This window comes from Pseudomonas sp. I3-I5 (genome assembly GCF_022699445.1).
Lineage (GTDB): Bacteria > Pseudomonadota > Gammaproteobacteria > Pseudomonadales > Pseudomonadaceae > Aquipseudomonas > Aquipseudomonas fulva.
Genome location: NZ_CP093940.1, coordinates 4484444 through 4508677 on the forward strand (window position 1 = coordinate 4484444; position 24234 = coordinate 4508677).

26 protein-coding genes and 1 other RNA gene are annotated in these 24234 nt (G+C 62.6%); 10 read left to right on the top strand and 17 right to left on the bottom strand.

What is annotated here, in order from left to right:
- Positions 1-101: 101 nt before the first annotated feature.
- Complete coding sequence (argE, locus tag MOP87_RS20105; protein WP_242809924.1) at positions 102-1244, bottom strand: acetylornithine deacetylase; 1143 nt, start codon at positions 1242-1244, stop codon at positions 102-104.
- Between the two features lie 114 nt (positions 1245-1358).
- Between argE and MOP87_RS20110 the strand changes: the two genes are divergently transcribed.
- Complete coding sequence (locus MOP87_RS20110; RefSeq protein WP_104926623.1) at positions 1359-2726, top strand: CYTH domain-containing protein; 1368 nt, start codon at positions 1359-1361, stop codon at positions 2724-2726.
- A gap of 5 nt (positions 2727-2731) precedes the next feature.
- Here the strand turns inward: MOP87_RS20110 and MOP87_RS20115 are convergent, their stop codons facing one another.
- Positions 2732-3202 (bottom strand): Lrp/AsnC family transcriptional regulator, encoded by a 471-nt coding sequence (locus tag MOP87_RS20115; protein ID WP_242809925.1) that lies wholly within the window; start codon positions 3200-3202, stop codon positions 2732-2734.
- 125 nt (positions 3203-3327) lie between these two features.
- Here MOP87_RS20115 and MOP87_RS20120 point away from each other — a divergent pair, with 125 nt between their 5' ends.
- The 3 genes from MOP87_RS20120 (at position 3328) to MOP87_RS20130 (ending at position 5844) form a co-directional block, all read left to right on the top strand.
- On the top strand, positions 3328-3639 hold the full coding sequence (locus tag MOP87_RS20120; RefSeq protein WP_104926624.1) for a hypothetical protein: 312 nt from the start codon (positions 3328-3330) through the stop codon (positions 3637-3639).
- A 132-nt stretch (positions 3640-3771) separates the two neighbouring features.
- Positions 3772-5445 (top strand): GspE/PulE family protein, encoded by a 1674-nt coding sequence (locus MOP87_RS20125; protein WP_049695305.1) that lies wholly within the window; start codon positions 3772-3774, stop codon positions 5443-5445.
- Positions 5446-5529: 84 nt separating this feature from the next.
- Positions 5530-5844: a DUF2388 domain-containing protein gene (locus MOP87_RS20130; protein WP_027913431.1), complete on the top strand. Its 315-nt coding sequence runs from the start codon at positions 5530-5532 to the stop codon at positions 5842-5844.
- Between the two features lie 93 nt (positions 5845-5937).
- Here the strand turns inward: MOP87_RS20130 and gcvH are convergent, their stop codons facing one another.
- The 9 genes from gcvH to MOP87_RS20175 all read right to left on the bottom strand — a co-directional run bounded on the left by gcvH (position 5938) and on the right by MOP87_RS20175 (position 15242).
- Positions 5938-6321, bottom strand: coding sequence for a glycine cleavage system protein GcvH (gene gcvH / locus MOP87_RS20135; RefSeq protein ID WP_028686751.1), 384 nt, complete (start codon positions 6319-6321; stop codon positions 5938-5940).
- A 51-nt stretch (positions 6322-6372) separates the two neighbouring features.
- Complete coding sequence (gcvT, locus tag MOP87_RS20140; protein WP_104926625.1) at positions 6373-7455, bottom strand: glycine cleavage system aminomethyltransferase GcvT; 1083 nt, start codon at positions 7453-7455, stop codon at positions 6373-6375.
- A 135-nt stretch (positions 7456-7590) separates the two neighbouring features.
- Complete coding sequence (locus tag MOP87_RS20145; protein WP_242809926.1) at positions 7591-9213, bottom strand: iron ABC transporter permease; 1623 nt, start codon at positions 9211-9213, stop codon at positions 7591-7593.
- Positions 9214-9287: 74 nt separating this feature from the next.
- Positions 9288-10289, bottom strand: coding sequence for an extracellular solute-binding protein (locus tag MOP87_RS20150; RefSeq protein ID WP_242809927.1), 1002 nt, complete (start codon positions 10287-10289; stop codon positions 9288-9290).
- Between the two features lie 142 nt (positions 10290-10431).
- Entirely contained in the window at positions 10432-11655 is a 1224-nt protein-coding gene (locus tag MOP87_RS20155; protein ID WP_027913426.1) for a 2-octaprenyl-3-methyl-6-methoxy-1,4-benzoquinol hydroxylase, read from the bottom strand.
- 3 nt (positions 11656-11658) lie between these two features.
- Positions 11659-12141, bottom strand: a complete 483-nt coding sequence (locus tag MOP87_RS20160; protein ID WP_027913425.1) for a DUF4442 domain-containing protein — start codon at positions 12139-12141, stop codon at positions 11659-11661.
- The gene (ubiH, locus tag MOP87_RS20165; protein ID WP_242809928.1) at positions 12138-13337 is read right to left on the bottom strand and encodes a 2-octaprenyl-6-methoxyphenyl hydroxylase; all 1200 of its coding nucleotides are present in this window, start codon (positions 13335-13337) and stop codon (positions 12138-12140) included. Before ubiH ends, MOP87_RS20160 begins: the two co-directional genes overlap by 4 nt.
- Complete coding sequence (gene pepP / locus MOP87_RS20170; protein ID WP_028686758.1) at positions 13334-14668, bottom strand: Xaa-Pro aminopeptidase; 1335 nt, start codon at positions 14666-14668, stop codon at positions 13334-13336. The genes ubiH and pepP overlap by 4 nt, the downstream gene beginning before the upstream one ends.
- Positions 14669-14687: 19 nt before the next feature.
- Positions 14688-15242, bottom strand: a complete 555-nt coding sequence (locus MOP87_RS20175) for a YecA family protein (RefSeq protein ID WP_027913422.1) — start codon at positions 15240-15242, stop codon at positions 14688-14690.
- A 181-nt stretch (positions 15243-15423) separates the two neighbouring features.
- Here MOP87_RS20175 and MOP87_RS20180 point away from each other — a divergent pair, with 181 nt between their 5' ends.
- The 4 genes from MOP87_RS20180 (at position 15424) to MOP87_RS20195 (ending at position 16807) form a co-directional block, all read left to right on the top strand.
- Positions 15424-15606 carry a TIGR02449 family protein gene (locus MOP87_RS20180; protein WP_033693939.1) on the top strand — a complete coding sequence of 61 codons (183 nt, stop codon included), beginning with the start codon at positions 15424-15426 and terminating at the stop codon, positions 15604-15606.
- Entirely contained in the window at positions 15603-15923 is a 321-nt protein-coding gene (locus MOP87_RS20185; RefSeq protein ID WP_023532287.1) for a cell division protein ZapA, read from the top strand. Before MOP87_RS20180 ends, MOP87_RS20185 begins: the two co-directional genes overlap by 4 nt.
- 17 nt (positions 15924-15940) lie before the next feature.
- Positions 15941-16120: non-coding RNA, 6S RNA (ssrS, locus tag MOP87_RS20190), on the top strand.
- Between the two features lie 78 nt (positions 16121-16198).
- Positions 16199-16807: a 5-formyltetrahydrofolate cyclo-ligase gene (locus MOP87_RS20195; RefSeq protein ID WP_242809929.1), complete on the top strand. Its 609-nt coding sequence runs from the start codon at positions 16199-16201 to the stop codon at positions 16805-16807.
- Positions 16808-16822: 15 nt separating this feature from the next.
- Here the strand turns inward: MOP87_RS20195 and MOP87_RS20200 are convergent, their stop codons facing one another.
- Positions 16823-16975, bottom strand: a complete 153-nt coding sequence (locus MOP87_RS20200; protein WP_023532702.1) for a hypothetical protein — start codon at positions 16973-16975, stop codon at positions 16823-16825.
- A 178-nt stretch (positions 16976-17153) separates the two neighbouring features.
- Between MOP87_RS20200 and MOP87_RS20205 the strand changes: the two genes are divergently transcribed.
- Positions 17154-17603 carry an EVE domain-containing protein gene (locus MOP87_RS20205; protein WP_049695304.1) on the top strand — a complete coding sequence of 150 codons (450 nt, stop codon included), beginning with the start codon at positions 17154-17156 and terminating at the stop codon, positions 17601-17603.
- 71 nt (positions 17604-17674) lie between these two features.
- On the opposite strand, the gene MOP87_RS20210 is transcribed toward MOP87_RS20205, so the two are convergent.
- Positions 17675-18079 (bottom strand): flagellar basal body-associated protein FliL, encoded by a 405-nt coding sequence (locus MOP87_RS20210; RefSeq protein WP_027913419.1) that lies wholly within the window; start codon positions 18077-18079, stop codon positions 17675-17677.
- Between the two features lie 158 nt (positions 18080-18237).
- Between MOP87_RS20210 and MOP87_RS20215 the strand changes: the two genes are divergently transcribed.
- Positions 18238-19221: an NADPH:quinone oxidoreductase family protein gene (locus MOP87_RS20215; RefSeq protein WP_242809930.1), complete on the top strand. Its 984-nt coding sequence runs from the start codon at positions 18238-18240 to the stop codon at positions 19219-19221.
- On the opposite strand, the gene MOP87_RS20220 is transcribed toward MOP87_RS20215, so the two are convergent.
- The 4 genes from MOP87_RS20220 to rho form a co-directional block, all read right to left on the bottom strand.
- Complete coding sequence (locus MOP87_RS20220) at positions 19222-19872, bottom strand: gamma-glutamylcyclotransferase (protein ID WP_242809931.1); 651 nt, start codon at positions 19870-19872, stop codon at positions 19222-19224. It lies immediately after the preceding gene.
- Positions 19873-20138: 266 nt separating this feature from the next.
- Positions 20139-21107, bottom strand: a complete 969-nt coding sequence (locus MOP87_RS20225) for a CDP-6-deoxy-delta-3,4-glucoseen reductase (RefSeq protein ID WP_242809932.1) — start codon at positions 21105-21107, stop codon at positions 20139-20141.
- Positions 21107-22573 (bottom strand): 4-hydroxy-3-polyprenylbenzoate decarboxylase, encoded by a 1467-nt coding sequence (ubiD, locus tag MOP87_RS20230; protein WP_027913415.1) that lies wholly within the window; start codon positions 22571-22573, stop codon positions 21107-21109. Before ubiD ends, MOP87_RS20225 begins: the two co-directional genes overlap by 1 nt.
- Positions 22574-22804: 231 nt before the next feature.
- Positions 22805-24064: a transcription termination factor Rho gene (gene rho, locus MOP87_RS20235; RefSeq protein ID WP_023532437.1), complete on the bottom strand. Its 1260-nt coding sequence runs from the start codon at positions 24062-24064 to the stop codon at positions 22805-22807.
- Positions 24065-24234: the final 170 nt, after the last annotated feature.

Below are 24234 nucleotides of genomic sequence, written 5' to 3' on the forward strand. Positions count from 1 at the left end.
ACGGAGAACGGCGTTACAGGGGCGTTCAGGATCATCGTCGGAACAGGCTTGCGGTCACGCGCGGTCTCCTCTAGGCAGAAACGAATGAATGGGGTGGACGTTTAATGCAGACAATAGTGCCCGATCAAGTCACGCAATAGACACACGGTCGGCTCGATACGTGACATGTCCAGGTATTCGCCAGGCTGGTGTGCGCAGGCGATGTCACCAGGGCCGAGCACGATGGTCTGGCAGCCAAGCTGCTGAAGATAAGGTGCTTCGGTGCCGAATGCCACCGCTTCGGCACGGTGGCCGGTGAGCCGTTCTGCCACCTGGACGAGTTCACTGTCGGCCGCCTGTTCGAACGGCGGCACTTCGGGGAACAGCGGCGCGTAGTCGATACGCACGTCATGGCGCTCGGCCACCGGAACCAGTTTTGCACGGATGGCAGCGCGCAACTGCTCCACGTCCATGCCCGGCAATGGGCGCAGGTCGAACTCCAGGGCGCACTGACCGCAGATCCGGTTGGGGTTGTCGCCACCGTGAATGCAACCGAAGTTCATGGTGGGTGCCGGCACCGTGAACTGCGGGTTGTTATAGGCCTTCTGCCATTGCTGGCGCAGGCCCATCAGTTCGCCCATGACCGCATGCATGGCGTCCATGGCGCTACGGCCCAGGCTTGGGTCCGAGGAATGACCACTGCGTCCCAGGATGTCGATACGATCCATGAGAATGCCCTTGTGCATGCGGATCGGCCGCAGCCCGGTCGGCTCGCCGATGATCGCCGCGCGCCCCAGGGGCTGGCCAGCATCGGCCAGGGCACGGGCGCCAGACATCGAGCTTTCCTCGTCGCAGGTGGCCAGAATCAGCAGCGGCTGCTTGAAGTCGTGCTGCAGCAACGGAATGACGGCTTCGATCACCAATGCGAAAAAGCCCTTCATGTCGCAACTACCAAGCCCCACCCAGCGACCCTCGACTTCGGTCAGCTTCAAAGGGTCGCTGCTCCAGAGCTGCTCGTCATAGGGCACGGTGTCGCTGTGGCCGGCCAGCACCAGGCCCCCCGGGCCGCTGCCGCGGCTGGCCAGCAGGTTGAACTTGCCGGGGGTCACCTGCTGAATGTCGCAGGTGAAGCCCAGATCGCCCAGCCAAGTAGCCAACAGGTCGATGACCTGACGGTTGGACTGGTCAAGCGAGGCCTGGGTGCAACTGACCGAAGGCGCGGCGATCAAGGCGGCAAATTGGTCTTTCAGCGTCGGCAACGGCATGCGTTTACTCCTCGGAAGCATTGCCCATCATAGGACCATCCGCCGTCTGGAATAAACCGTTGACGGCCTACTGCTGTAGACTCTGCATCGACCACGCCCCCTTTCGAGCCTGTGATGCCCAAAGAAACCGAACTCAAGCTGCGCGCCAGCCCCGAGACCCTCGCCGCCTTGCGCGAGCACCCGCTGCTGAAAAAGCGCAACAAGTCTGGCTGGCAGACCCGCGAACTGCTGAACCAGTATTTCGACACGCCTGAGCGCGCGCTGGCCGAGGCACGCGTTGCCCTGCGCCTGCGCCGTGACGGCGATACCGTCATCCAGACCCTCAAGTGCCGCGGAACCAGTGTGGCTGGCCTGTCCGAGCGCAACGAGCACGAATGGCAACTGGACAAGGTCAAGCTGGACCTCAAGAAGCTGGATGACAGCTGCTGGCCGGCGCAACTGGCCGACCTGGACAAGAAGACCATCAAACCGTTGTTCACCACCGATTTCACCCGCGAATATGCCGAAATCGCTTGGGGCCGTGGCAAGGCCAAGGTGGTAATCGAGGCTGCGCTGGACCAAGGCTTCGTAATTGCCGGCAAGCGCAAGGAAGCGATATGCGAGTTGGAACTGGAGCTGCGTGAAGGTGAGCCGGCGGCGCTGCTGGAGCTGGCTGCCGAGCTGACCACAAGCGTTGCGCTGATGCCCTGCGATATCAGCAAGGCCGAGCGCGGCTATCGTCTGCTGGAGCCAGAGCGTTTCGAGCTGGATCTGAGCGTCGCCGACCTCGAAGCGGACATGGCCTTGGACGACGCCTATGCTGCGTTGGCCTGGCAACTGCTGGGCAACAGCCAGCGCTTGGCCGAGCAATACCGCCACAGCGGCCACTGGCGGTCGCTGCAGGACTGGGTGCAGAACCTCATCGAGCTGCGCGCAATCACCGCCAGCCTGGGCCAGGCCGCCCCCCGCGCGGCTACCCGTGACCTGCGCGCGCGCCTGGATGCCCTGCTCGAAGACTGGCGTCCACTGGTGCAAGCCGGCAACGATGACGAAGACATCCGCCGCGCCGCGCCCGAGCAGTTCGCAGAAGAGCTGGATGATCCTCGCTGGGGCCAGTTCTCCCTGGAAACCTCACGTTGGCTGTTGTCGCGTGCCTGGACTGCCGAACGCAAGGGCCGTGGCGAGCGCCAGGGCAAGGCGCTTCTGGCAAGCTGGCTTGCACACCTGATTGCCGAGGAAGGCCGCGCCCTGAAGTTGTCGCTGTACACCCAGCGCCCCGAGGACCTGGCAGAGCAACTGCCGCGCATCGAGCAATTGATGGCCTGGCTGCACCATGCCCGCCATGTGCTGGACGCACCACAAATGGACCGCCTGTACGGCGACATGAAGAAGTTGCACGAACTGGCTGAGCAACCGATCGGCAATGAGGTACTCGAAGCCCGCATCGAGCAGGCACGTGCCGTCGATCAGAGCCGTGGTTGGAAACATCTGCTCAAAGCGTGATGCCCTCAGCCCGATAGCGGCAGGCTGGTGGTGGACTTGATCTCTGAGAGGGCCACGATCGAGTTCACCTCCTGAATGCCGGGCACGTTCGAGAGCTTTTCGAAGAAGAACCGCTCGTACGCCTCGATGTCCGGGGTGACGATACGCAGCAGGAAGTCCACCGAGCCCATCAACACGTAGCACTCCAGCACTTCCGAAAACCCGCGAATCGCCTCCGTGAACTCGGTGAAGTTCGAACGGCCGTGGGCATTCAATTTTACTTCGGCGAATATTTGGGTGTTCAGCCCGATCTTCTTGCGGTCCAGCAAGGTGACCTGCCCGCGAATCACCCCCTCCTCTTTGAGCCGTTGAATCCGTCGCCAGCACGGCGATTGGGACAAGCCAATGCGTTCGGCGATCTGGGCGCTGGACAGCGAAGCGTCTTCTTGTAGCAACTCGAGGATACGACGGTCGTAAGCATCCAATGCGTTGTGCATGAACAATTCTCCAGATCGACCCGCATCGATAATAGCTATGCAAAAAAAGACTCATTGGGTCGAATCTTAGCGAAAAAATTCCGGCCTAGGCATGCAAAACTTTCTGCATTCAACGAGGATGACGCATGAACTCACTGCCGCGTGCCGATGTATGGGCCAACAACAATGCCCACACCACCGTGCTGTATCGCTTGCAGGCCGAAGCCGAGCCCGACAGCTTGTGCCGGATACTCAATCAGTTCGCCTTGCAAATGCTCACACCGCACAGCATGCAGGTCATTCAACAGGATGACTGGTTGACCATCGACATCGGCATTGGCGGGTTGAGCTGGCATCGCGCCGAGGTGATTGCTCAGAAATTGCGCAACATGGTGTGTGTGGCCGATGTGCACATGGCCCCGCAACACCGTGTGGAGCTGTCAGTAGTGCACGCCTAACGGCGCCTGCCAACGCATTGAGGCGCGGAGCAAGCGTCACCATCAGGCAAAACCCTGAAACCCTTCCGATCCGGCTTGGGCGAAGGCTGAGCTAGCCTTGATCAGGTCTTCTTGATCAGGCACGGACGCCTCATGCATAACCCAGATACCCTGGCACTCGACCTGCACCGGGTGCTCGAAGCCCTGCTTATCGATCAGCGCCTGCATGCCAGCGATAGCGTGCGTGTCCTTGAGCAGGCCGTCGATCACCCCGCTGATCATCCGCTGGAGCAGGTGGCCGCCTGCAACCTTGTCGACCGCCTCCACCCGGGGCAGATACTGGACCTGGATCGGCTTTGCCAATGGCTGGCTGCCAAGGCGGGTCTGCCCTATCTGCGTATCGATCCGCTGCAAATCGACCTGCAGCAGGTGGCTGAGCTGGTGTCGCCGGCCTTTGCGCAAAACCACGGCATTCTCATCGTGGCGGCTGACGCCGCGAGCGTCACCGTGGCCAGCGCACAGCCCTATCAGTGCCGCTGGCAGGCCGATCTTGCCCTGAGCCTTGGACGAACCGTACGGCGGGTGCTCGCAAGCCCTGTGCAACTGCGTCAGGCCGGTGAACCCTTCCAGCGCCTGGCCCAGTCGGTGAAGGGCGCGCATCATCAGCAATCGAACCGCTTCGGCGAGCTCGAGCAGTGGCTGGAGCTGGGCAAACGCCACCTGCAGGCCAGTGCGGATGACGCGCACATCGTGCATATCGTCGACTGGCTGCTGCACTACGCGATCGACCAGCGCGCCAGCGACATCCATCTGGAGCCACGCCGCGACCAAGGGCACTTGCGCTATCGCATCGATGGCCTGTTGCACACCGTCTACGTGTTCCCCGGCGCAGTCATGGTGGCCCTGATCAGCCGCCTGAAGCACCTTGGGCGCATGGACGTCGCGGAAAAACGCAGGCCTCAGGATGGCCGACTGCAAAGCCGCCTGCCAAACGGGAGCGAGGTGGAGCTCCGGTTGTCGACCCTGCCCACTGCCTTTGGTGAGAAGCTGGTTTTGCGCCTGTTCGACCCGCAGCAGTTGCACGAGAGCTTTGATCGGCTCGGCCTTCAGGGGCAGCAATTGAGCCATTGGCAAGGCCTGCTGCAACGGCGCCAGGGCATCATCCTGGTCACAGGGCCCACAGGCTCAGGCAAGACCAGCACGCTGTACGCCAGTCTCAAGCTGTTGGCCACCCCGCAGGTGAACCTGTGCACCATCGAGGACCCCATCGAACGGCTCGAACCCGCGTTCAACCAGTTTCAGGTGCAGCCGGCACTGGACCTGGGCTTTGCCAACGGCGTGCGCGCCATGCTGCGCCAGGACCCGGACATCATCATGATTGGCGAAATACGAGACCCCGATACCGCACGGGTGGCCGTGCAGGCCGCCCTTACCGGGCACCTGGTGCTGTCTACCCTGCACACCAACGACGCCTGTGCCGCAATCATCCGCCTGCAAGAACTGGGTGTGGCTGACTACCTGATCAAAGCGACGTTGATCGCGGTGATGGCTCAGCGGCTCGTGCGTACGGTGTGCAGCCAGTGCCAGGGGCGCGAGGCAGCCAGCTGCAGAACGTGCCGCGGCACGGGCTTTCACGGGCGTACAGGTTTGTTCGAATTACTCGAGCCTAGCGACAACCTGCGGGCTCTGATCGGCCCTGATACAGACCTTGCGCAATTGCGACGCCAAGCCCAGGCAGATGGTCTTGTGGACCTGCTCCGCTGCGGCGAAGCCAAGGTTGCGTGTGGGCGAACCCTGGCAGAAGAAGTCCTGCGTACATGCAGCTGATCAGAAGCGGCAAGTCCCGGAACTTGGCAGGCCCGCGAGCATCCAACCGCACATCTTCAACGCTCACCTTCGAGGTGTCTCATCATGCGTCTCAACACTGCCATCGCTGCCGCAGCCCTGCTCGCGCTGCCCATGGGTTCGGCCATGGCCGATTCCTTCTGGCGTAATGTGATCTCCTCCGGGGCAACCACCGGCTCGACCTACCTGACCTCGCGCGACCACAAGTTGGTGATGGCGGCGCAGGATGATGCCGGCAGCTTCGTAGCCAGTGAAGGCGCCATCCGTGGGCCATTCCTGGAGTCGGCAATCAAGCAGGTGCGTGCGGAACATCCAGGCCTTCACGCGTCCGACATGGAACTGGCCAATGCCATTCTGGCCGAGCATGCAGTAGTCGACTGATCGATACAGCGCCGGCCCCATCGCTGGCAAGCTCGCGCCGGGAGGTCTTCACCCCCTGGCTGCGAGTGCTCATGCCAGTGATGGCCGGACGGCTTACTCGCCGATCACGGCCTTGTAGCCAGCCGCATCCAGCAGTTTATCCAGATCAGCCTGGCTGCTCGGCTTGAGCTTGAAGATCCATGCGTCGTAGGGCTGCTCGTTCAGTTGCTCAGGGCTGTCAGCCAATGCCTCGTTGACGGCGATCACTTCGCCACTGACCGGGGCATAGATGTCGGAAGCGGCCTTGACCGACTCCACGACACCGGCCGCGTCGCCTGCGGTGAACACCTTGCCCACCTCGGCCAGCTCGACGAACACCACGTCACCCAGCGCTTGCTGCGCATGGTCACTGATGCCTACCGTGACGGTACCGTCGGTTTCCAGGCGGGCCCATTCATGGCTTTCGGCAAAACGAAGTTCGGCGGGGATATTGCTCATGTCTTGAATTCCTCGATTGGCTCAGCGGTACGCCCGCCGTTTGATGATGGATCAGATCAGAATCTTGCCATGGCGCACGAAAGTCGGCCTGACCACGCGCACCGGGTACCATTTGCCACGAATTTCCACTTCGGCCCGGTCGCCCGTGGCCATGGGGACGCGTGCCAGGGCAATGGACTTGCTCAGCGTAGGTGAGAAACTACCACTGGTGATCTCCCCTTCGCCAATCCCCGCCACACGGACCACCTGGTGGGCACGCAGTACACCGCGCTCTTCCAGTACCAAACCCACGAGCTTTTCCTGTACGCCCCGCTCGATTTCCGCCAACAATGCCGCGCGCCCGATGAAGTTTCGGCTCGCCGGCTCCCAGGCGATGCTCCAGCCCAGGTTGCACGACAACGGCGTGTGCTGCTCGTCGATGTCCTGCCCGTAAAGGTGCATGCCGGCTTCGAGCCGTAACGTGTCGCGAGCCCCCAAGCCGCTGGGTGCAATACCGGCGCCGACCAGGTCGTTGAAAAAGGTCACGGCCTGGTCACCCGGAAAGATCATCTCCAAGCCATCTTCGCCGGTGTAGCCGGTGCGCGCGATGAACCACTCCCCGTCCATCACGCCTTCGAAGGGGCGTAGCGTGCGTATCAGCGCGGCCCGCGAGGCACTGACCAAAGCAGCTACCTTCTCGCGCGCGTTCGGGCCCTGAACGGCAAGAATGGCGAGGTCCGGACGAACCTGAACGTCGACGGCAAGCCCGTCACGCTGCTGGTCCAGCCACGCGAGCACCCGGGCTCGGGTAGCTGCGTTGGTGACCAGGCGGTAACCCGTCGCCGTGCGGTAGGCGATCAAGTCGTCGATCACCCCGCCCTGCTCATGCAACATGGGGCTGTAAAGTGCCTTGCCAACCTGATCGAGCCGGGCGACATCGTTAGCCAGCAACCGCTGCAACCAGGCCGTGGCCGCATCGCCCTGAATATCAATGACGGTCATGTGGGAAACGTCGAAGACCCCACAGTCACTGCGCACCTGGTGGTGCTCATCGACCTGCGAGCCATAATGCAGCGGCATGTCCCAGCCACCGAAATCGACCGTCTTGGCGCCAAGCGCCAGATGCAGGTCGTACAAAAGCGTGCGCTGTCCCATGGGTTTCTCCTTCCGGGCGTGGCGAAGCGGCAGCAGTGGAGGGCTCATGGCCTTCAGCTGTGTGAACAGCGTTGTTTTGATTGCCTGCTGCGCGAGTGCCGCGCATTGTAGCGGCAAGGGCGCATGCTGGCACCCTTAGTAGGAATGGCCGGGCCTGCGCGCCGAGCGGCGGATCAGGCCAATGACCGGCAGCAGCCCTACCACCACCAGCGTCAATGCTGGCAGCGACGCCCGCGCCCATTCACCCTCGCTGGTCATCTCGAACACCCGTACCGCCAGCGTATCCCAGCCAAATGGGCGCATCAGCAGGGTTGCCGGCATTTCCTTCAGCACATCGACGAACACCAGCAACGACGCGCTCAGTGCGCCTGGCAACAGCAGCGGCAAGTACACCTTGATGAACAGCCCTACCCCGCCCACACCCAGGCTGCGTGATGCCTGCGGCAGCGAGGGACGAATCCGATCCAGGCTGCTCTCCAGCGGGCCGTAGGCCACGGCGATGAAGCGAATGACATAGGCCAGCAGCAACGCCGCAAGGCTGCCCAGCAGCAATGGCCTGCCAGCGCCTCCCAACCAGCTGGACAGCGGCGCGACGACCTGACTGTCCAGGTAACTGAAGGCCAGCATGATCGACACCGCCAGTACCGAGCCGGGCAAGGCATAGCCCAGGTTGGCAAGCCCTACGCCGATGCGGATACCCGGTGTAGGTGCCTGGCGACGGGCGAAGGCCAGCAGCAGCGCCACGCAGACCGTCACCAGCGCTGTAACGCCGCCCAGATACAGGGTGTGGAGCACCAGGCCGATGTAGCGATCATCCAGATCATGGCGCCCGCGCTGCCAGAACCACACCAGCAGTTGCAGCAATGGGATGACAAATGCGCAGGCGAAGACCAACAGGCACCAGCCGCTGGCCAGCAGCGCCTTGCCACCCTGCAGTCGGTACAGCGCCTGGCCTCTGGGGCGTTCACTGGCGCTGTGGTTGGCGCCCCGCGCACGGCGCTCACCGTACAGCACCAGCATGACGGCCAGCAGCAGCAAACTGGCCAATTGCGCAGCGCTGGACAGGCTGAAGAAGCCATACCAGGTCTTGTAGATGGCGGTCGTGAACGTGTCGAAATTGAAGACCGCCACGGCGCCGAAGTCAGCGAGGGTTTCCATCAGGGCCAAGGCGATACCCGCCCCAATGGCAGGCCGCGCCATGGGTAGGGCCACACGCCAGAATGCCTGCCAGGGGGAGAGCCCCAATACCCGGGCGGCCTCCATCAACCCTTTGCCCTGGGCAAGGAACGCTGTGCGTGCCAGCAGGTAAACATAGGGATAGAAGACCAGCACCAGCACGGTGATCACGCCGCCGGTGGAGCGCACCCGTGGCAGGCGCATGGGCCCGAAAGCCTCACGCAGGGCACTCTGCACTGGGCCGGCGAAGTCCAGCAAACCTACGAAGACGAAGGCCAGGACGTACGCCGGAATGGCGAACGGCAACATCAGCGCCCAATCCAGCCAGCGGCGGCCCGGAAACTCGCACAGGCTGGTGAGCCAGGCCAGGCTGACACCGAGCAAGGAGACGCCCAGACCGACCCCCACCACCAAGGTGGCGGTGTTACCCAGCAAGCGCCCCATCTGCGTGTCGAGCAGGTGGGACCAGATCTGCAGGTCGATCGACTGCCACGACAACAGCAGCACGCTCAGGGGCAGCAGCACTAGGCCAGCGATCAGGGTGACGGGGAGGTACCAGCGACGACGGTGGGTGTAGGGCACTTTAGATCTCTATGACGGGCCGCAGCTCGACCCACGAAGAGACCTTTGCAGGCCTCTCGAGCGGGATGTGGCGCTCAGTTCCAGCCGGCACGGTCCATCAGGCGGATGGCTTGGGCCTGTCGCTTGCCGGCCACTTCCACCGCAATGCTGTCGGCCTTGAAGTCGCCCCACGCGGCGACTTCGTCCGAAGGCTTGACCTGAGGGTTGGCCGGGAACTCCTGATTGAGGTCGGCGAACAACTTCTGCGCCTGTTCACCGGTCATCCATTCCACCAGTTTCGTTGCGGCCTCAGGATGAGGCGCGTGCTTGGTCAGGCCGATGCCGGAGAGGTTCACGTGCACGCCACGGTCTTGCTGGTTGGGCCAGAAAATCTTTACCGGCAGGTTAGGATTCTGCTTGTGCAGCCGGCCGTAGTAGTAGGTATTCACAACACCCACGTCGCACTGACCCGCCTCGACGGCCTGGATCACTGCGTTGTCATCCGAGAACACGTCGGTGGAGAGGTTGTTGACCCAACCCTTGACGATCTGCTCGGCCTTCGCTTCGCCGTGGCTTTCGATCAGGGTGGCGGTCAGGGACTGGTTGTACACCTTCTTCGCCGTGCGCAGGCACAGCCGACCTTCCCACTGCTTGTCTGCCAGGGCTTCATAGGTGCTGAGCTCCGACGGCTTGACCCGTTCGGTGGAGTAGATGATGGTACGCGCCCTCAGGCTCAGGCCGGTCCAGTCGTGGGACGAGGCACGGTACTGAGGCGGGATGTTGCGCTCGATGATGTCGGATCGGATCGGCTGCAGGATGCCCATCTGCTCTGCCTGCCACAGATTGCCTGCATCGACGGTGAGCAGAAGATCCGCCACACCCTGCTCGCCCTCGGCCTTGATGCGCTGCATCAGGGGAGCTTCCTTGTCGGTGATGAACTTGACCTTGACGCCGGTCTCGGCCGTGTAGGCGTCGAACACCGGCTTGATCAGCTCATCGATACGCGAGGAGTAGACCACGACCTCGTCAGCGGCCTGCACGGTACCACCGACAACGCTCAGGGCCAGGGCGGCCAGTAGGGACTTGCGTGGCAACATGGAAGGCGCTCCTCGATCGATTAGAGAGGCGCAGATGGTAGTGAATCCCATTTGAAGGCTCACCCCCATTGCCGTTACTGGATGTTGCAATGTGCCAGGGCCCGCCACGCATCCGCTCTCGCCAACGCGCCAAGAGCAGCCTTTACACCTTGGCCAAATCCGGCAAATCGCCACTCAAGCCCAGTGCCTGTCGCACGAACACAGCCTTGGCCTCTGGCAGCTGCTCAACCAGCTTCAAGCCACTGTTGCGCAGCCAACGCAGCGGCAACTTGTCGGCCTGGAACAACCGCTCGAACCCTTCCATGGCTGCCATCAGCGCCAGGTTGTGCGGCATGCGACGACGCTCATAGCGGCTCAGCACCTTGACATCGGCCAGCCTTTCTCCGCGCTTGCAGGCATCCACCAGGACTTCGGCCAGTACCGCCGCGTCAAGGAACCCCAGGTTCACCCCCTGCCCTGCCAGCGGATGAATGGTGTGGGCCGCATCACCGATCAGCGCAAGGCCGGGTTCCACGTAGCGTTTTGCATGTCGCTGGCGCAGCGGTACGCACAGCCGCGGGTCAGCCTGCAGCACCGTCCCGAGGCGGCCTTCGAATGCACGCTCCAGCGCCTTGAGGAAGGCTGGCTCATCCAGCGCCATCAGCCGCTCGGCCTCGGCCGGCGTGGTTGACCACACGATCGAGCACCAGTCCTGTTTGCCGTCGCGGGTCAATGGCAGGAAGGCGAGCGGACCATCGTCGGTGAAACGTTGCCAGGCGGTGGCCTGGTGATCCTGAGCGCAACGCACGCTGGTGACGATGGCATGGTGCAAGTAGTCCCACTCGCGCGTTTCACAACCTGCCAGGCGGCGAACCGCGGAATGAGCACCGTCGGCTGCGACGACCAGCGGCGCACGCAGCTGCCGGCCGTCGTGCAGCGTCATCAGCCAGTCGTCGCCGGAATGGCGCAGCTGTTCCATGCGCGCATTAGGCAACAGGCCGATGTCGCTGTCGTGCAGGCGCTCGAGCAAGGCATCCTGGACCACTTTGTTCTCGACGATATGGCCCAGCACCTGCGCATGCACGCTGGCGGCGGAAAAGTGGATCTGCCCGGTGCCGCTGCCATCCCATACCTGCATATCCGAATAGGGCGTCGCGCGCCGCCGTGCGATGCCTTCCCAAGCCCCCAGGCGGTCGAGAATACGCTGGCTGGCGGCCGACAACGCGCTGACCCGCGGCTCGAACGGCCCCTGGGCGTCGAACGGCCTGACGGCCAGGGGACCGCCATCGAGCAGCAGCACCTGCAAACCGCTATGGCGCAAGGCGAGCGCCAGCGCGCTGCCGACCATACCGGCACCTACGATCAGAACATCTGCGCGTGTTTCCATGCCTTACGCCAGCCTCGCTTGCGGCTTGAGCCGCACGTATAGGGTTTTATCGACCCGCGCCACCAGTTCACCTGCGCCGTCGCGGATATCGACCTGCAAACGGGGCAGGCATTTCTTGCCGGTGGCGGTCTGCTGGCGGATGTCGTCCAGCAGCGCGTCATCGACATGGAACTCGGCATACACCGGGCCCTTGCCAGGGGTGATGAAATCGATGCTGGCGGCCTTGTCCCAGACGATGTAGTCGCGCCCCAGCCGTTCGATGAGCAAGAGCATGTAGAACGGATCGACCATGGCATAGAGGCTGCCACCGAACTGGGTGCCCACGTAATTGCGGTTCCAGCGGGTGAGTTTCATCGCCACCCGGATGCTGCGCATGTCAGGGCTGATGTGCTGCACACGGATACCGGCGCCCAAGTAGGGCGGATACAGGTTCAGCATCCAGCGCAGAACGCGCGCACGCCGGGCCAGTTTGCGCGGGTTGCTCATGCCTTGCCCCGTACATCGGAACGCGTACCCAGGCCCATGGCCTGGCGGGCGAACCAGCTTTTGGCCGGTGGAAGCAGGTCCAGGCCCAGCAAACCCAGGTTACGGCCCGCGGCGAGCAAAGGCTGGCCGCTGCCGAACAACCGTGTTACCTGATCGGAAAACCCGATGGTGAGCGTTTGATCCAGGCGCTGGCGCTTACCGTAAGCCCGCAAGGTCGCAAGGTCGCCTGGCCGCTGCGGCCCTGCAAGCAGCGCCTCGGCAAGGGACTGCACATCCCGCAGCGACAGGTTGAACCCCTGGCCTGCGATGGGGTGCAGGCTGTGTGCGGCGTTGCCCAGCACAACCAGGTGGGGGCGGATCTGCTCCTGCGCCTCGATCAGCGACAGCGGGTACAGGTGCCGCACGCCTACCTGGCGAAGGGTCCCCAGGCGGTAACCGAAGACGCCCTGCAATTCACGCAGGAAATTGCGCTCATCCATGTCGGCCAGGCGCTGCGCATCCATGCCCTGCCGTGTCCAGACCAGCGCGCAGCGGTTTTCCGGTAACGGCAGCAAGGCCATGGGACCGGCTTCGGTGAAGCGCTCGAAGGCCTGGCCGCGGTGAGGCTCGCCGGGGGTGATGTTGGCGATCAATGCACTCTGCTCATAAGGCGTGTGGCAGACGTGAATGCCCAGTTGCTCACGCAGCCCCGAGCGCCCACCATCGGCCAGCACCGCCAGGTCGCAGTCAATGTGCGTGTCGTCATTGAGGCGCAAGCGGTAACCGCCCTCCATAGCCTGCATCGACGTCACTTCGGCCGGGCAGCGCCAGCTGACCACATCCCTGTCCAGGCCCTGCCAGAGGCATTGCCCGAGCCAGGCATTCTCGACCACGTAGCCCAGGGCCGGAACACCTTCCTCCCTCGCGTCCAGGCGGGTGGCACCAAAGCGTCCTCGGTCCGAGACGTGAATCTGTGCGATCGGTTCAGCACGCCGCTCGATGGCAGGCCACAGGCCCAGTCGATCGTAGATCTGGCGGGTCCCGAACGACAGTGCCGAGGACCGCGCATCGTAGCTGGGCTGGAAGCTGTCGCCGGGGGCAAAGGGTTCGATGAGAAGGATTTTCCAACCACGCGCCTTGGCGCCTGCCTGCAGGGTCAGCGCCAGGCTGGCCCCAACCAGCCCGCCGCCGATGATGGCGAGATTCACCTGGGTCATAGGCTGGCCTGACGCGCGTCGTGCATCAACGCCTCGATCTCGGCGACGGTGCGGGGAACGCCCGATGTCAGGATTTCACAGCCTTGCCTGGTGACCACCACATCATCCTCGATCCGAATGCCGATGCCGCGCCATTTCTTGGCCACGCTTTCATTGTCGGCTGCTATGTAAATGCCGGGCTCGACCGTCAAGGCCATGCCTGGCTCGAGCACCCGCCACTCACCGCCCACCTTGTAATCGCCCACGTCATGCACATCCATGCCCAGCCAGTGGCCGGCACGGTGCATGTAGAACGCCCGGTACGCCTCGCTCTCGATCAACGACTGCACGTCGCCCTTGAGCAGGCCCAGTTCAACCAGCCCTTCGGTGATCACCCGCACGGTGGCTTCATGGGCATGGTTCCAGTGCTTGCCCGGGGCGATTTCGGCAAACGCCGCTGCCTGGGCGCTCAGAACAAGCTCATAGATAGCCTTCTGCTCGGATGAAAACCGCCCGCTGACGGGAAACGTGCGGGTGATGTCACTGGCATAGCAATCGATTTCGCAGCCCGCGTCGATCAGGACCAGGTCGCCCTCCTTGAGCGGCGCGTCGTTCTGCTGGTAGTGCAGGATGCAACCATTGCGCCCTGCGGCGACGATCGACCCATACGCCGGCATCTTTGCCCCGCCCTGGCGGAAGGCGTAATCGAGTTCGGCTTCAAGGCTGTACTCATGAAGGCCCGGGCGGCAAGCCTGCATCGCCCGCACATGGGCCTTGGCAGAAATCTCGGCGGCCGTGCGCATCACTTTCACTTCCGCCGCCGATTTATACAGGCGCATGTCGTGCAGCAGGTGATCCAGGGCAACGAATTCGTTCGGGGGCTGTGCACCGAGGCGGGCCTTGGAGCGAATCACGTTGATCCAGTCCATCAACCTGCGATCGAATTCGGGATTGCTGCCCATGGCGCTGTAGACGCGTTCGCGGCCTTCGATCAGCCCCGGCAGGATCTCGTCGATGTCGGCGATGGGAAACGCATCGTCAGCGCCAAAATCGCGCACCGCACCCTCCTGGCCGGCCCGCAAGCCGTCCCACAGCTCGCGCTCAGGGTTGCGCTCGCGGCAGAACATCACATATTCGCCATGCTCGCGGCCAGGTATCAACGCAATCACCGCCTCGGGCTCGGGAAAACCACTGAGGTATTGAAAGTCGCTGTCCTGGCGGTACACGTGCTCGACATCACGGTTGCGGATGGCAACGGCGGCGGCAGGCAAGATGGCAATGCTGTTGGGGACCATCTGCGCCATCAGCGCCTTGCGCCGGCGGGCATATTCGGCCTTGGGAATGCGGCTCATGGGCAGGCTACCCCGTGGTTCAGTGCAGAGAAGGCTTGGGCGCAGGCGCTGCAGGCTTGGCCAGTTCGGAAAACAGCAGCAACGGCGCGACGCGCAGGTATTCCATCACTTCCATGTAGTCGCTTTCGCCGTCTTCGGATTCTTCCAGCGCTTCCTGGACCTGGGAGATGGCCACCAGGTCCTGGAGCACTTCCTTGGCCTCGATGGACAGGTCCTTGCCACCGGCGTTCAGGCCGAAGCCTGTGATGAAGCCCTGGCACCACTGCCCCAGGGCGGTGGCGCGATCGGTCAGCGCAGCGTCGTCGGACGGCAGCAGCAGCACGATGGCCATATCGTCGCTGGTAAGCTCGCCCTTGACCATTTCCTGCAGGCCAATCAGGGCATTACGCACAGCGTCTTGCGGTTCGGTTTCCAGCAACTGGGCCGCATCGGCCAGCCAGCCGTCGGCATCGAAGCCGGCGCCCGCACAGCTGCGGCCGATGAGCAGGCCGTGCAGTTCGGCGGGTGTGACGGGGTGGCCATTGCTGGAAAGCAGCATGGCGAAGGCAACGTAGGGCGATTGAGTATTGGGCATGGGCTGCTAGGCGCCGGAGGGCGCAATGACTAGAATGAAGGCCTTGTATCCTAGCACCGGCAGGCGCGCCAAGACCATCGGCACTGGCAGCCACGGCCCAGGGAGAGGCATCATCGCAAGATGAGTCAATGACGGAGCGAATCGAGTGCAACCCACGCAAGAGAACGACCTGCAGGCCCTGATGAGCCGATTCGAGCTGCTGATCGAGCGTGTCGAGCAACTTAAACGGCAAAATGCACTCCTAGTAGCTCAGGAAAAGTCCTGGCGCGAAGAGCGCGCCCACCTCATCGAAAAGAACGAGATCGCCAGACGCAAGGTCGAGTCGATGATCTTGCGTCTCAAGGCCCTGGAGCAAGACTCATGAGTTCAAGCAATAGCGTCACCGTGCAGATCCTCGACAAGGAATACTCGATCATCTGCCCGCCCGAAGAGCGCAACAACCTGGTCAGTGCAGCTCACTACCTGGACAGCAAGATGCGCGAGATTCGCAGCAGCGGCAAGGTGATCGGTGCCGACCGCATCGCGGTCATGGCGGCGTTGAACATTACCCACGAGATGCTCCATCGCCAGGAAGACCGCAGCGCTGCTCCGGCCGGCGGGGCCACGCGCGAGCAGGTGCGCGATTTGCTGGACCGGGTCGACCAGGCGCTGTCCGACGAGACGGGTACCAAAAAAAACTGAGGTTGTTATACTGGCGCCACTCCCTGGTGGATGCGCCAGTCGGTTATGTCCCTGAGCCGATACGCACAACCACGGGGGTTGCACGCTGGGGCAGGTGTGCATGTCCGCTCGACGGAAAGCCTTAATGTCCCCTGCAATCTCCACCTTGAACTTTCGGGTTCAAGGGCTACACCGATAGCGGTCTTATCGGGGAGCCCGAATTCCTTTGCCCGCCTCCCAGCGGGCAAATCGTTTTGGCCAACAGCAATGGCCAGCACCCTCGGATCGCCCGTGCCATGACCGACACCGCGACGCTCACCCGCCCTCAACTTCGCAGGCACTTGCGCAATGCGCGCAGGGCGCTCACGCCCGCGCAACAGCGTCAGGCCGCTGCGGGCCTGTACCGTCTGCTGGCACAGCACCCGCTCTTTCGCAAGGCCAGGCATATCGCCTTGTACCTGCCCAAAGATGGCGAGATCGACCCTGCATTGCTGCTGCGCGAGGCGCAGCGACGCGGCAAGCGCACCTACTTGCCGGTGCTGCATCCATGGCCACGCACCCGCATGGTGTTTCAGCGATTCGAGAAGGGCGAGAAACTCACGCCCAACCGGTTCCGAATCCCTGAGCCGACCACCGACCGCAGGCGTCAACGCCCCGTATGGGCACTGGACCTGATTCTGCTGCCCCTGGTGGGCTTCGACGACGCGGGAGGGCGACTGGGCATGGGAGGTGGCTTCTATGATCGCAGCCTGGCTTACCTGGCTCGCCGGCAGACCTGGAAAAAACCACGGCTGCTAGGCCTGGCGCATGAGTGCCAGAAGGTCGAACGGCTAGCACAGGCCAGCTGGGACGTGCCTTTGCAGGGAACGGTCTCGGATCGTCACTGGTACGTGGCACCACGCTGAGCGGTGCCGGGAGGGTCAGCGTTGCGCCTGACCGGCTTCGTACGGCATCTGGTAGGCGTTATCCAGCTTGCGCTCCCAAATCCCCTGCGCATAACCGGTGGTAACCACACCCAAGCCAAAGATGAACACCAGGACCCACAGTAGGTCCGGCTTTTTACGTTGATTCATCGACGATTGCCCCCCAGGCAAACTGTTCAGTGCTCGGCGACTTCTGGGTCGTACCTGAGCATCGCACCTCAAACGGGGCGCATTCTCCGACAACCTGAGCCACCACGCAAACGTTGACGTCAACCAGTCGTCGGTTTGATTGAACGAGTTATTTCAAAGCATTTCTGGAGCAAACAACATGGCCTATTGGCTGATGAAGTCCGAGCCCGACGAACTGTCCATCGAAGGTTTGGCTCACCTTGGCGAAGCCCGCTGGGACGGTGTGCGTAACTATCAGGCGCGCAATTTCCTGCGTGCGATGAGCGCGGGAGACATGTTCTTCTTCTACCATTCCAGCTGCCCTCAACCTGGCATCGCCGGCATTGCCAAGGTCATCCGCGCAGCCTATCCGGACCCCACTGCGCTGGACACGCAGAGCCCTTACCACGATGCCAAGGCCACGCCCGACAAGAACCCGTGGAGCGCGGTAGACGTGGCTCACGTGCGGACATTGCCACGCGTGCTTGAGCTGGGCTGGTTGAAACAACAGCCAGCCCTCGCCGAACTGGCGCTGGTGCAAAAGGGCAGTCGACTGTCGGTCATGCCGGTAACGGCCGAGCAATGGACTGCCATCCTGCCGATGGATTGAGGCACCTGCCCCGCTCCGACATTCCCATGAAACCCAGCCTTCAGTGGCTGACCGAAGACCGGGTTAGCCGCTCACTGGACGATCAGGTTGTTGAACAGCAGGTCCTCGACGATCGGCTTGCCCTCCTCGGTCTCCATCACCTGCTGAACCTGCTTGAGCGCCTCCTGGCGCAAATGCTCCTTGGCCTCCACATTACTCATGCTGTCCACGGTCTGCTGGGTAAACAGTGCGACGAGCTGGTTGCGGATCAGCGGTTCATGGTGCTGTACCGCCTTGGCGGCCTCATCCCCGGTCACTCGCAACGCGACATCGGCCTTGAACACCCGCAACCGCGGACCACCATCGAGCGCATAGTTACCTACGAACGGCGGTGTCAGCGTGATATAGGCCACCTTGGGCGCGCCCTCCTTGGCCTCCTCGGCCACGGCTGCGGCGGGTAACACCAGTGCCAACACCATCAATATCCACGCTTTCACGAAATCGCTCCTCTATTCAGGTGGCGCCAGCTTAACCAGCACATCATTCAAACCCAAGCCTGGGCTTATGCCGGCTCATCAGGACAAGCCATGCTCGTTGACCCGACTGGCGGCCCTCCTACACTTATCGGCCATTACCCGCAAAGGAATAGGCCACGATGAAAGCGCTGCTCTGCAAGCACCTGGGCCCGGCCCGCGACCTGGTCCTGGAAGACGTGCCCAGCCCAACGCCCAAGCCCAACGAAGTGCTGCTGGACGTGCAGGCGGCAGGGGTCAACTTTCCCGATACCCTGATCATAGAAGGCAAATACCAGTTTCAGCCGCCCTTGCCCTTTTCTCCGGGTGGAGAGGCGGCGGGCACGGTCGCAGCCGTCGGCACCAAGGTGGACGCCTTCAAGGTGGGTGACCGCGTCATGGCGCTGACCGGCTGGGGTGCTTTCGCCGAGCAAGTGGCAGCGCCCGCCTACAACGTAATGCCCGTGCCAGCCGGCATGGACTTCATTACCGCCGCCGCATTCGGTATGACCTACGGCACCTCGATGCATGCCTTGCGCCAGCGCGGTCGATTGCAAGCCGGCGAAACCTTGCTGGTATTGGGTGCGTCCGGCGGGGTGGGCCTGGCAGCGGTTGAGATCGGCAAGGCCATGGGGGCGCGGGTTATCGCGGCTGCCAGCAGCGCGCAAAAGCTCGCGGTGGCCCGTGCCGCCGGTGCTGATGATCTGATCGACTACAGCCAGGAAAATCTGCGCGAGGCCATCAAGCGCCTGACCGATGGCAAGGGTGTGGATGTGATTTACGATCCGGTCGGCGGCGAGCTGTTCGAGCACGCCGTGAGGGGCCTGGCGTGGAACGGTAGGCTGTTGGTGGTAGGTTTTGCCAGCGGCAGCATTCCCCAATTGGCAGCCAACCTGGTGCTGCTCAAGGGGGCGGCGGTGCTGGGCGTGTTCTGGGGCGCGTTTGCACAGCGCCAACCGGAGGATAACGCAGCCAACTTCAAGCAGCTGTTTGCCTGGCACGCGCAGGGCAAATTGAAGCCGCTCGTCTCACAAACCTACACCATGGCCGACGCGGGTACGGCCATCGAAACACTGGGCCAGCGCCAGGCGGTCGGCAAGCTGGTGGTGGTGCCGCCTGGCACCTGATCACCGTTCGCGCAGGTCATGACAGCGCCTGAAGCGCGCCTCCAGGTTGCGATCAGGCATGTGATGGCTGCGCAGGGCGTGAAGGGTCTGCTCGACATAATCACGCGTGGTGCCATACCGCCCTTTAGCGCTGGCCAGTATGTGGCTGAGCACGTTATCCGGCAGATTGCCCGCATAGCAAGGCAGATGCCGCTCCAGCACGAAGCCCAGGGCCTGTACCTTGCTGCCATCGTCGAGCCGGCAGTTGAGCCAGTGCGGGCGGTAGGCCGGGTAAGGCATTTCGCGCTGCCACAGGGCACGAAGCGACGCATCGAGGGTGGCATCGTCCAGCCTGTAGGCAAAGCCGCTGCACGAGCCGCCTCGATCCAGACCGAACACCAAACCTGGGGTTTCAGGCGTGCCACGGTGCTCGTGCGACCACAGGTACAAGCCCCGGTGGTAACCGTGCACCCGCGCACGTCGACGCTCCACCGCGCTGCACTCGGGCCGCCAGATCAAGGAGCCATAGGCGAACAGCCACACTGGCCCGCCCTGGTGACTGGACATGGCGGCTTGCATGGAGTGATGCAGTTGCTCGTGGGTCAGTTGCTGACCAAAATCGAGCGAAGGGGGGTATGGGACTTGCCAGGATGAACGTTCGAGCGCCGACATAAGCTGCCGCTATGATTCCCTGTGAACAAAGCATGTAACGTGGCCGAGCCTGATGCGTTAGCCACTGGGTCGTTGACCAGAGCCCTCAGGCAAGTCATTTACGGCAGTCGCGCCAGGCGGTGTATAAGCTAAGTCAGGGCAAGGGGCTGAACAAGTGCATGCAGAGCTTTTCACGCCAGGCGCCGACGACCGGCCGTGCAGCGCGTCAAGTGCGTACGGGGTGGCGCGGGCAGCCTGACGGGCGCCGCGCACCGCGAGGGGATGCTTCAGCCGCGAGGCGCGTAAGCGAACACGTCCGCACGCATGCGGTGCGCATCCATGCCGGCGTCCACCAGCGCATCGAGCGTGGCGTAGATCATGTTCGGCGAGCCACTGGCGTACACGTGTACGCCGTTGAGGTCGGCAATGTCCTCGCAAACCGCTTCGTGCAGCATCCCACAACGGCCCTCCCAGCCACACAGGTCGCTGACCACCTGGTGCAGGGACAGGTTGGGCAGACTCAGCCACTGATCCCAATGCTCGATCTGATAGAAGTCTTCCGGGCGTCGTACGCCCCAGTACAAGTGAACAGGGTGTTTGAAGCCCTGAGCGCGGCAGTGTTCCACAAGGCTGTGCATCTGCCCCATGCCGGTACCGGCGGCGATCAGCACCAAGGGGCCGTCGGGCAGTTCGGCCAGATGGGTATCGCCGAAGGGCATTTCGATACGAGCCAAGCGCTCGCGCTGCAATTGCTCGATCAACTGCACGGCGCTGGGCTCGCGCGCCAGCACGTGCAATTCAAGCTCGCGCCCTGCATGGGGAGCGGAGGCCAGCGAAAAGGCGGTCGGCTTGCCCGCTTCACGTTCGATCATCAAATACTGCCCGGCATGGTAGCGCGGCGGCTTGCCCGCAGGCGCCAACAGGCGCACGCGCCAAACGTCGCCACCCACTTCACGGCATTCACTGACCGTGCAGGTCAGCTTGCGCACCGGCAGCTCGCCCAAGGCCAGCACGCCGTCCCATAGCAGGATGCAATCTTCGAGCGGCTCGGCGATGCAGGTGAACAATTCGCCATGGTCCCGGACTTCTCCGTTCTGGCGCACACTGCCTTCGACCAGCAACGCAGCGCAGACATGACAGTTGCCATTACGGCAGCTGTTGGGGCAGTCATAACCCAGCCGACGCGCACCTTCCAGGATCCGTTCCCCGGGCTCTAGCGTCAGCACTGCTCCGGACGGCTGCAACGTTACCTGCATCAATCTATTCCCAACTGATCCCACAGCTCATCGATACGCCGGGTGACGGCTTCGTCCTTGACGATGACCCGCCCCCACTCGCGTGTAGTCTCGCCCGGCCACTTGTGCGTGGCATCCAGGCCCATTTTCGATCCCAGCCCCGACACTGGAGAGGCAAAGTCCAGGTAGTCGATCGGCGTGTTGTCGATCATCACCGTATCACGCTTGGGGTCCATGCGTGTGGTGATGGCCCAGATCACGTCGTTCCAGTCGCGGGCGTTGATGTCGTCGTCGGTCACGATAACGAACTTGGTGTACATGAACTGTCGCAGGAACGACCACACACCCAGCATCACGCGCTTGGCATGCCCCGGGTACTGCTTCTTCATGGTCACCACCGCCATGCGGTAGGAGCACCCCTCCGGTGGCAGGTAGAAATCGACGATTTCCGGGAACTGTTTCTGCAGGATCGGCACGAACACTTCGTTCAGCGCCACGCCAAGAATCGCCGGTTCATCCGGCGGCCGGCCGGTGTAGGTGCTGTGATAGATAGGGTTTTGCCGGTGGGTGATGCGCTCGACGGTGAACACCGGGAAGCTGTCCACTTCGTTGTAGTAACCGGTATGGTCCCCATAGGGGCCTTCAGGCGCCATCTCGCCTGGGTGGATTACCCCTTCGAGGATGATCTCGGCCGTGGCCGGCACCTGCAGATTGCTGCCGCGGCACTTGACCAGCTCAGTGCGATTACCCCGCAACAGGCCCGCGAAGGCGTATTCGGAAAGCGTATCGGGCACTGGGGTCACTGCACCCAGGATAGTGGCAGGGTCTGCCCCCAACGCCACGGCCACTGGGAACGGCTGGCCGGGATTTTTTTCACACCACTCACGGTAGTCCAGGGCGCCGCCACGGTGGCTGAGCCAACGCATGATCACTTTGTTGCGGCCAATTACCTGCTGCCGGTAGATGCCCAGGTTCTGGCGGTCCTTGTTCGGACCGCGCGTGACGGTCAGGCCCCAGGTGATCAGCGGTGCCACATCGCCCGGCCAGCAATGCTGAATCGGCAATGCGCCAAGGTCCACGTCCTCTCCTTCGAGCACCACTTCCTGGCAAACGGCGTCCTTGACCACCTTCGGCGCCATCGATACCACTTTCTTGAAGATCGGCAGCTTGGACCAGGCGTCCTTGAGCCCTTTCGGGGGTTCAGGCTCCTTGAGAAACGCCAGAAGCTTACCGATCTCGCGCAGCTCATTGACCGACTCGGCACCCATGCCCATGGCCACCCGCTCAGGCGTGCCGAACAGGTTGCCCAGCACGGGAATGTCGAAGCCGGTCGGCTTTTCGAACAACAGCGCAGGGCCTTTGGCACGCAGCGTGCGATCGCAGACCTCGGTCATTTCCAGCACTGGGGAGATCGGGACCTGGATGCGCTTGAGCTCGCCGCGCTGTTCCAGGCCACGAATGAAGTCGCGCAAGTCGCGATACTGCATGCATGAGCCTCGTGTTGGCCGTATCGGTCGGGGGTTCAGAGTGTAGCGCCGTTCAGAGCGCAATGGTCAAAACTGATCAGGGCCGCGTCGCGTCCCATCGCAGCCGGTCCGGTACCCCGGCAAAGCCGTTCTTACAGGATTACGCTATCCCTGTAGGAACGGCCTTGCAAAGGCATCGGACCAGCCGCGATGGGCTGCGAAGCGGCCCCATTCGATCTAGACCTGAAACGCTTACTTGCGCTTCATCGACAGGAAGAACTCGTCGTTGGTCTTGGTCTGCTTGAGCTTGTCGACCAGGAACTCGATGGCAGCGATTTCGTCCATCGGGTGCAACAGCTTGCGCAGGATCCACATGCGTTGCAGTTCGTCGTCGGCGGTCAGCAGCTCTTCGCGGCGAGTACCCGAACGGTTGATGTTGATGGCAGGGAACACACGCTTTTCAGCGATACGACGGTCCAGGGGCAGTTCCATGTTGCCGGTGCCCTTGAATTCCTCGTAGATCACCTCGTCCATCTTCGAACCGGTTTCGACCAGCGCGGTGGCGATGATGGTCAGCGAACCGCCTTCCTCGATGTTACGGGCGGCACCGAAGAAGCGCTTGGGCTTCTCCAGGGCGTGAGCGTCGACACCACCGGTCAGCACTTTGCCCGAGCTTGGAATGACCGTGTTATAGGCACGTGCCAGACGGGTAATGGAGTCGAGCAGGATGACCACGTCCTTCTTGTGCTCGACCAGGCGCTTGGCCTTCTCGATGACCATTTCGGCCACTTGCACGTGACGGGTTGGCGGCTCGTCGAAGGTGGAGGCAACCACTTCGCCGCGTACGGTACGCTGCATCTCGGTCACTTCTTCCGGGCGCTCGTCGATCAGCAGAACGATCAGGTGGCACTCGGGATTGTTACGCGTGATGTTGGCTGCGATGTTCTGCAGCATGATGGTCTTGCCCGCCTTGGGCGGGGCGACGATCAGGCCACGCTGGCCCTTGCCGATCGGGGCGCACAGGTCGATGACCCGGCCGGTCAGGTCTTCGGTGGAGCCGTTGCCGGCTTCCATCTTCAGGCGCTTGTTGGGGAACAGCGGCGTCAGGTTCTCGAACAAGATCTTGTTCTTGGCGTTTTCCGGCCGGTCGAAGTTGATGGTATCGACCTTCAACAGGGCGAAGTAGCGCTCCCCTTCCTTCGGCGGGCGGATCTTGCCAACGATGGTATCGCCGGTACGCAGGTTGAAGCGGCGGATCTGGCTAGGCGAAACGTAGATATCGTCTGGGCCGGCCAGGTAGGACGCATCAGCAGAACGCAGGAAACCGAAACCATCCTGGAGAATCTCCAGCACGCCGTCACCCGAGATCTCTTCGCCGCTTTTCGCATGCTTTTTCAGCAGGGAGAAAATCACGTCCTGTTTGCGCGAACGGGCCATGTTCTCGATGCCCATTTGTTCGGCCATTTCCAAAAGATCGGTAATCGGCTTTTGCTTGAGTTCAGTCAGGTTCATAAGGGGAATGACGTAATCATGTAAGAAGGGAGAATTAAGCTTCTGGCTTAATGAAGCCGCGCCGCTAGATGGCGAAAGGATCGCGTACTGATTCGAATTGGGGATGCTTCGGCGACGGCATGTAGAGGGCACTGAAGAAGCAGTGCGAGGCCGAATGTAACACTTGCTTT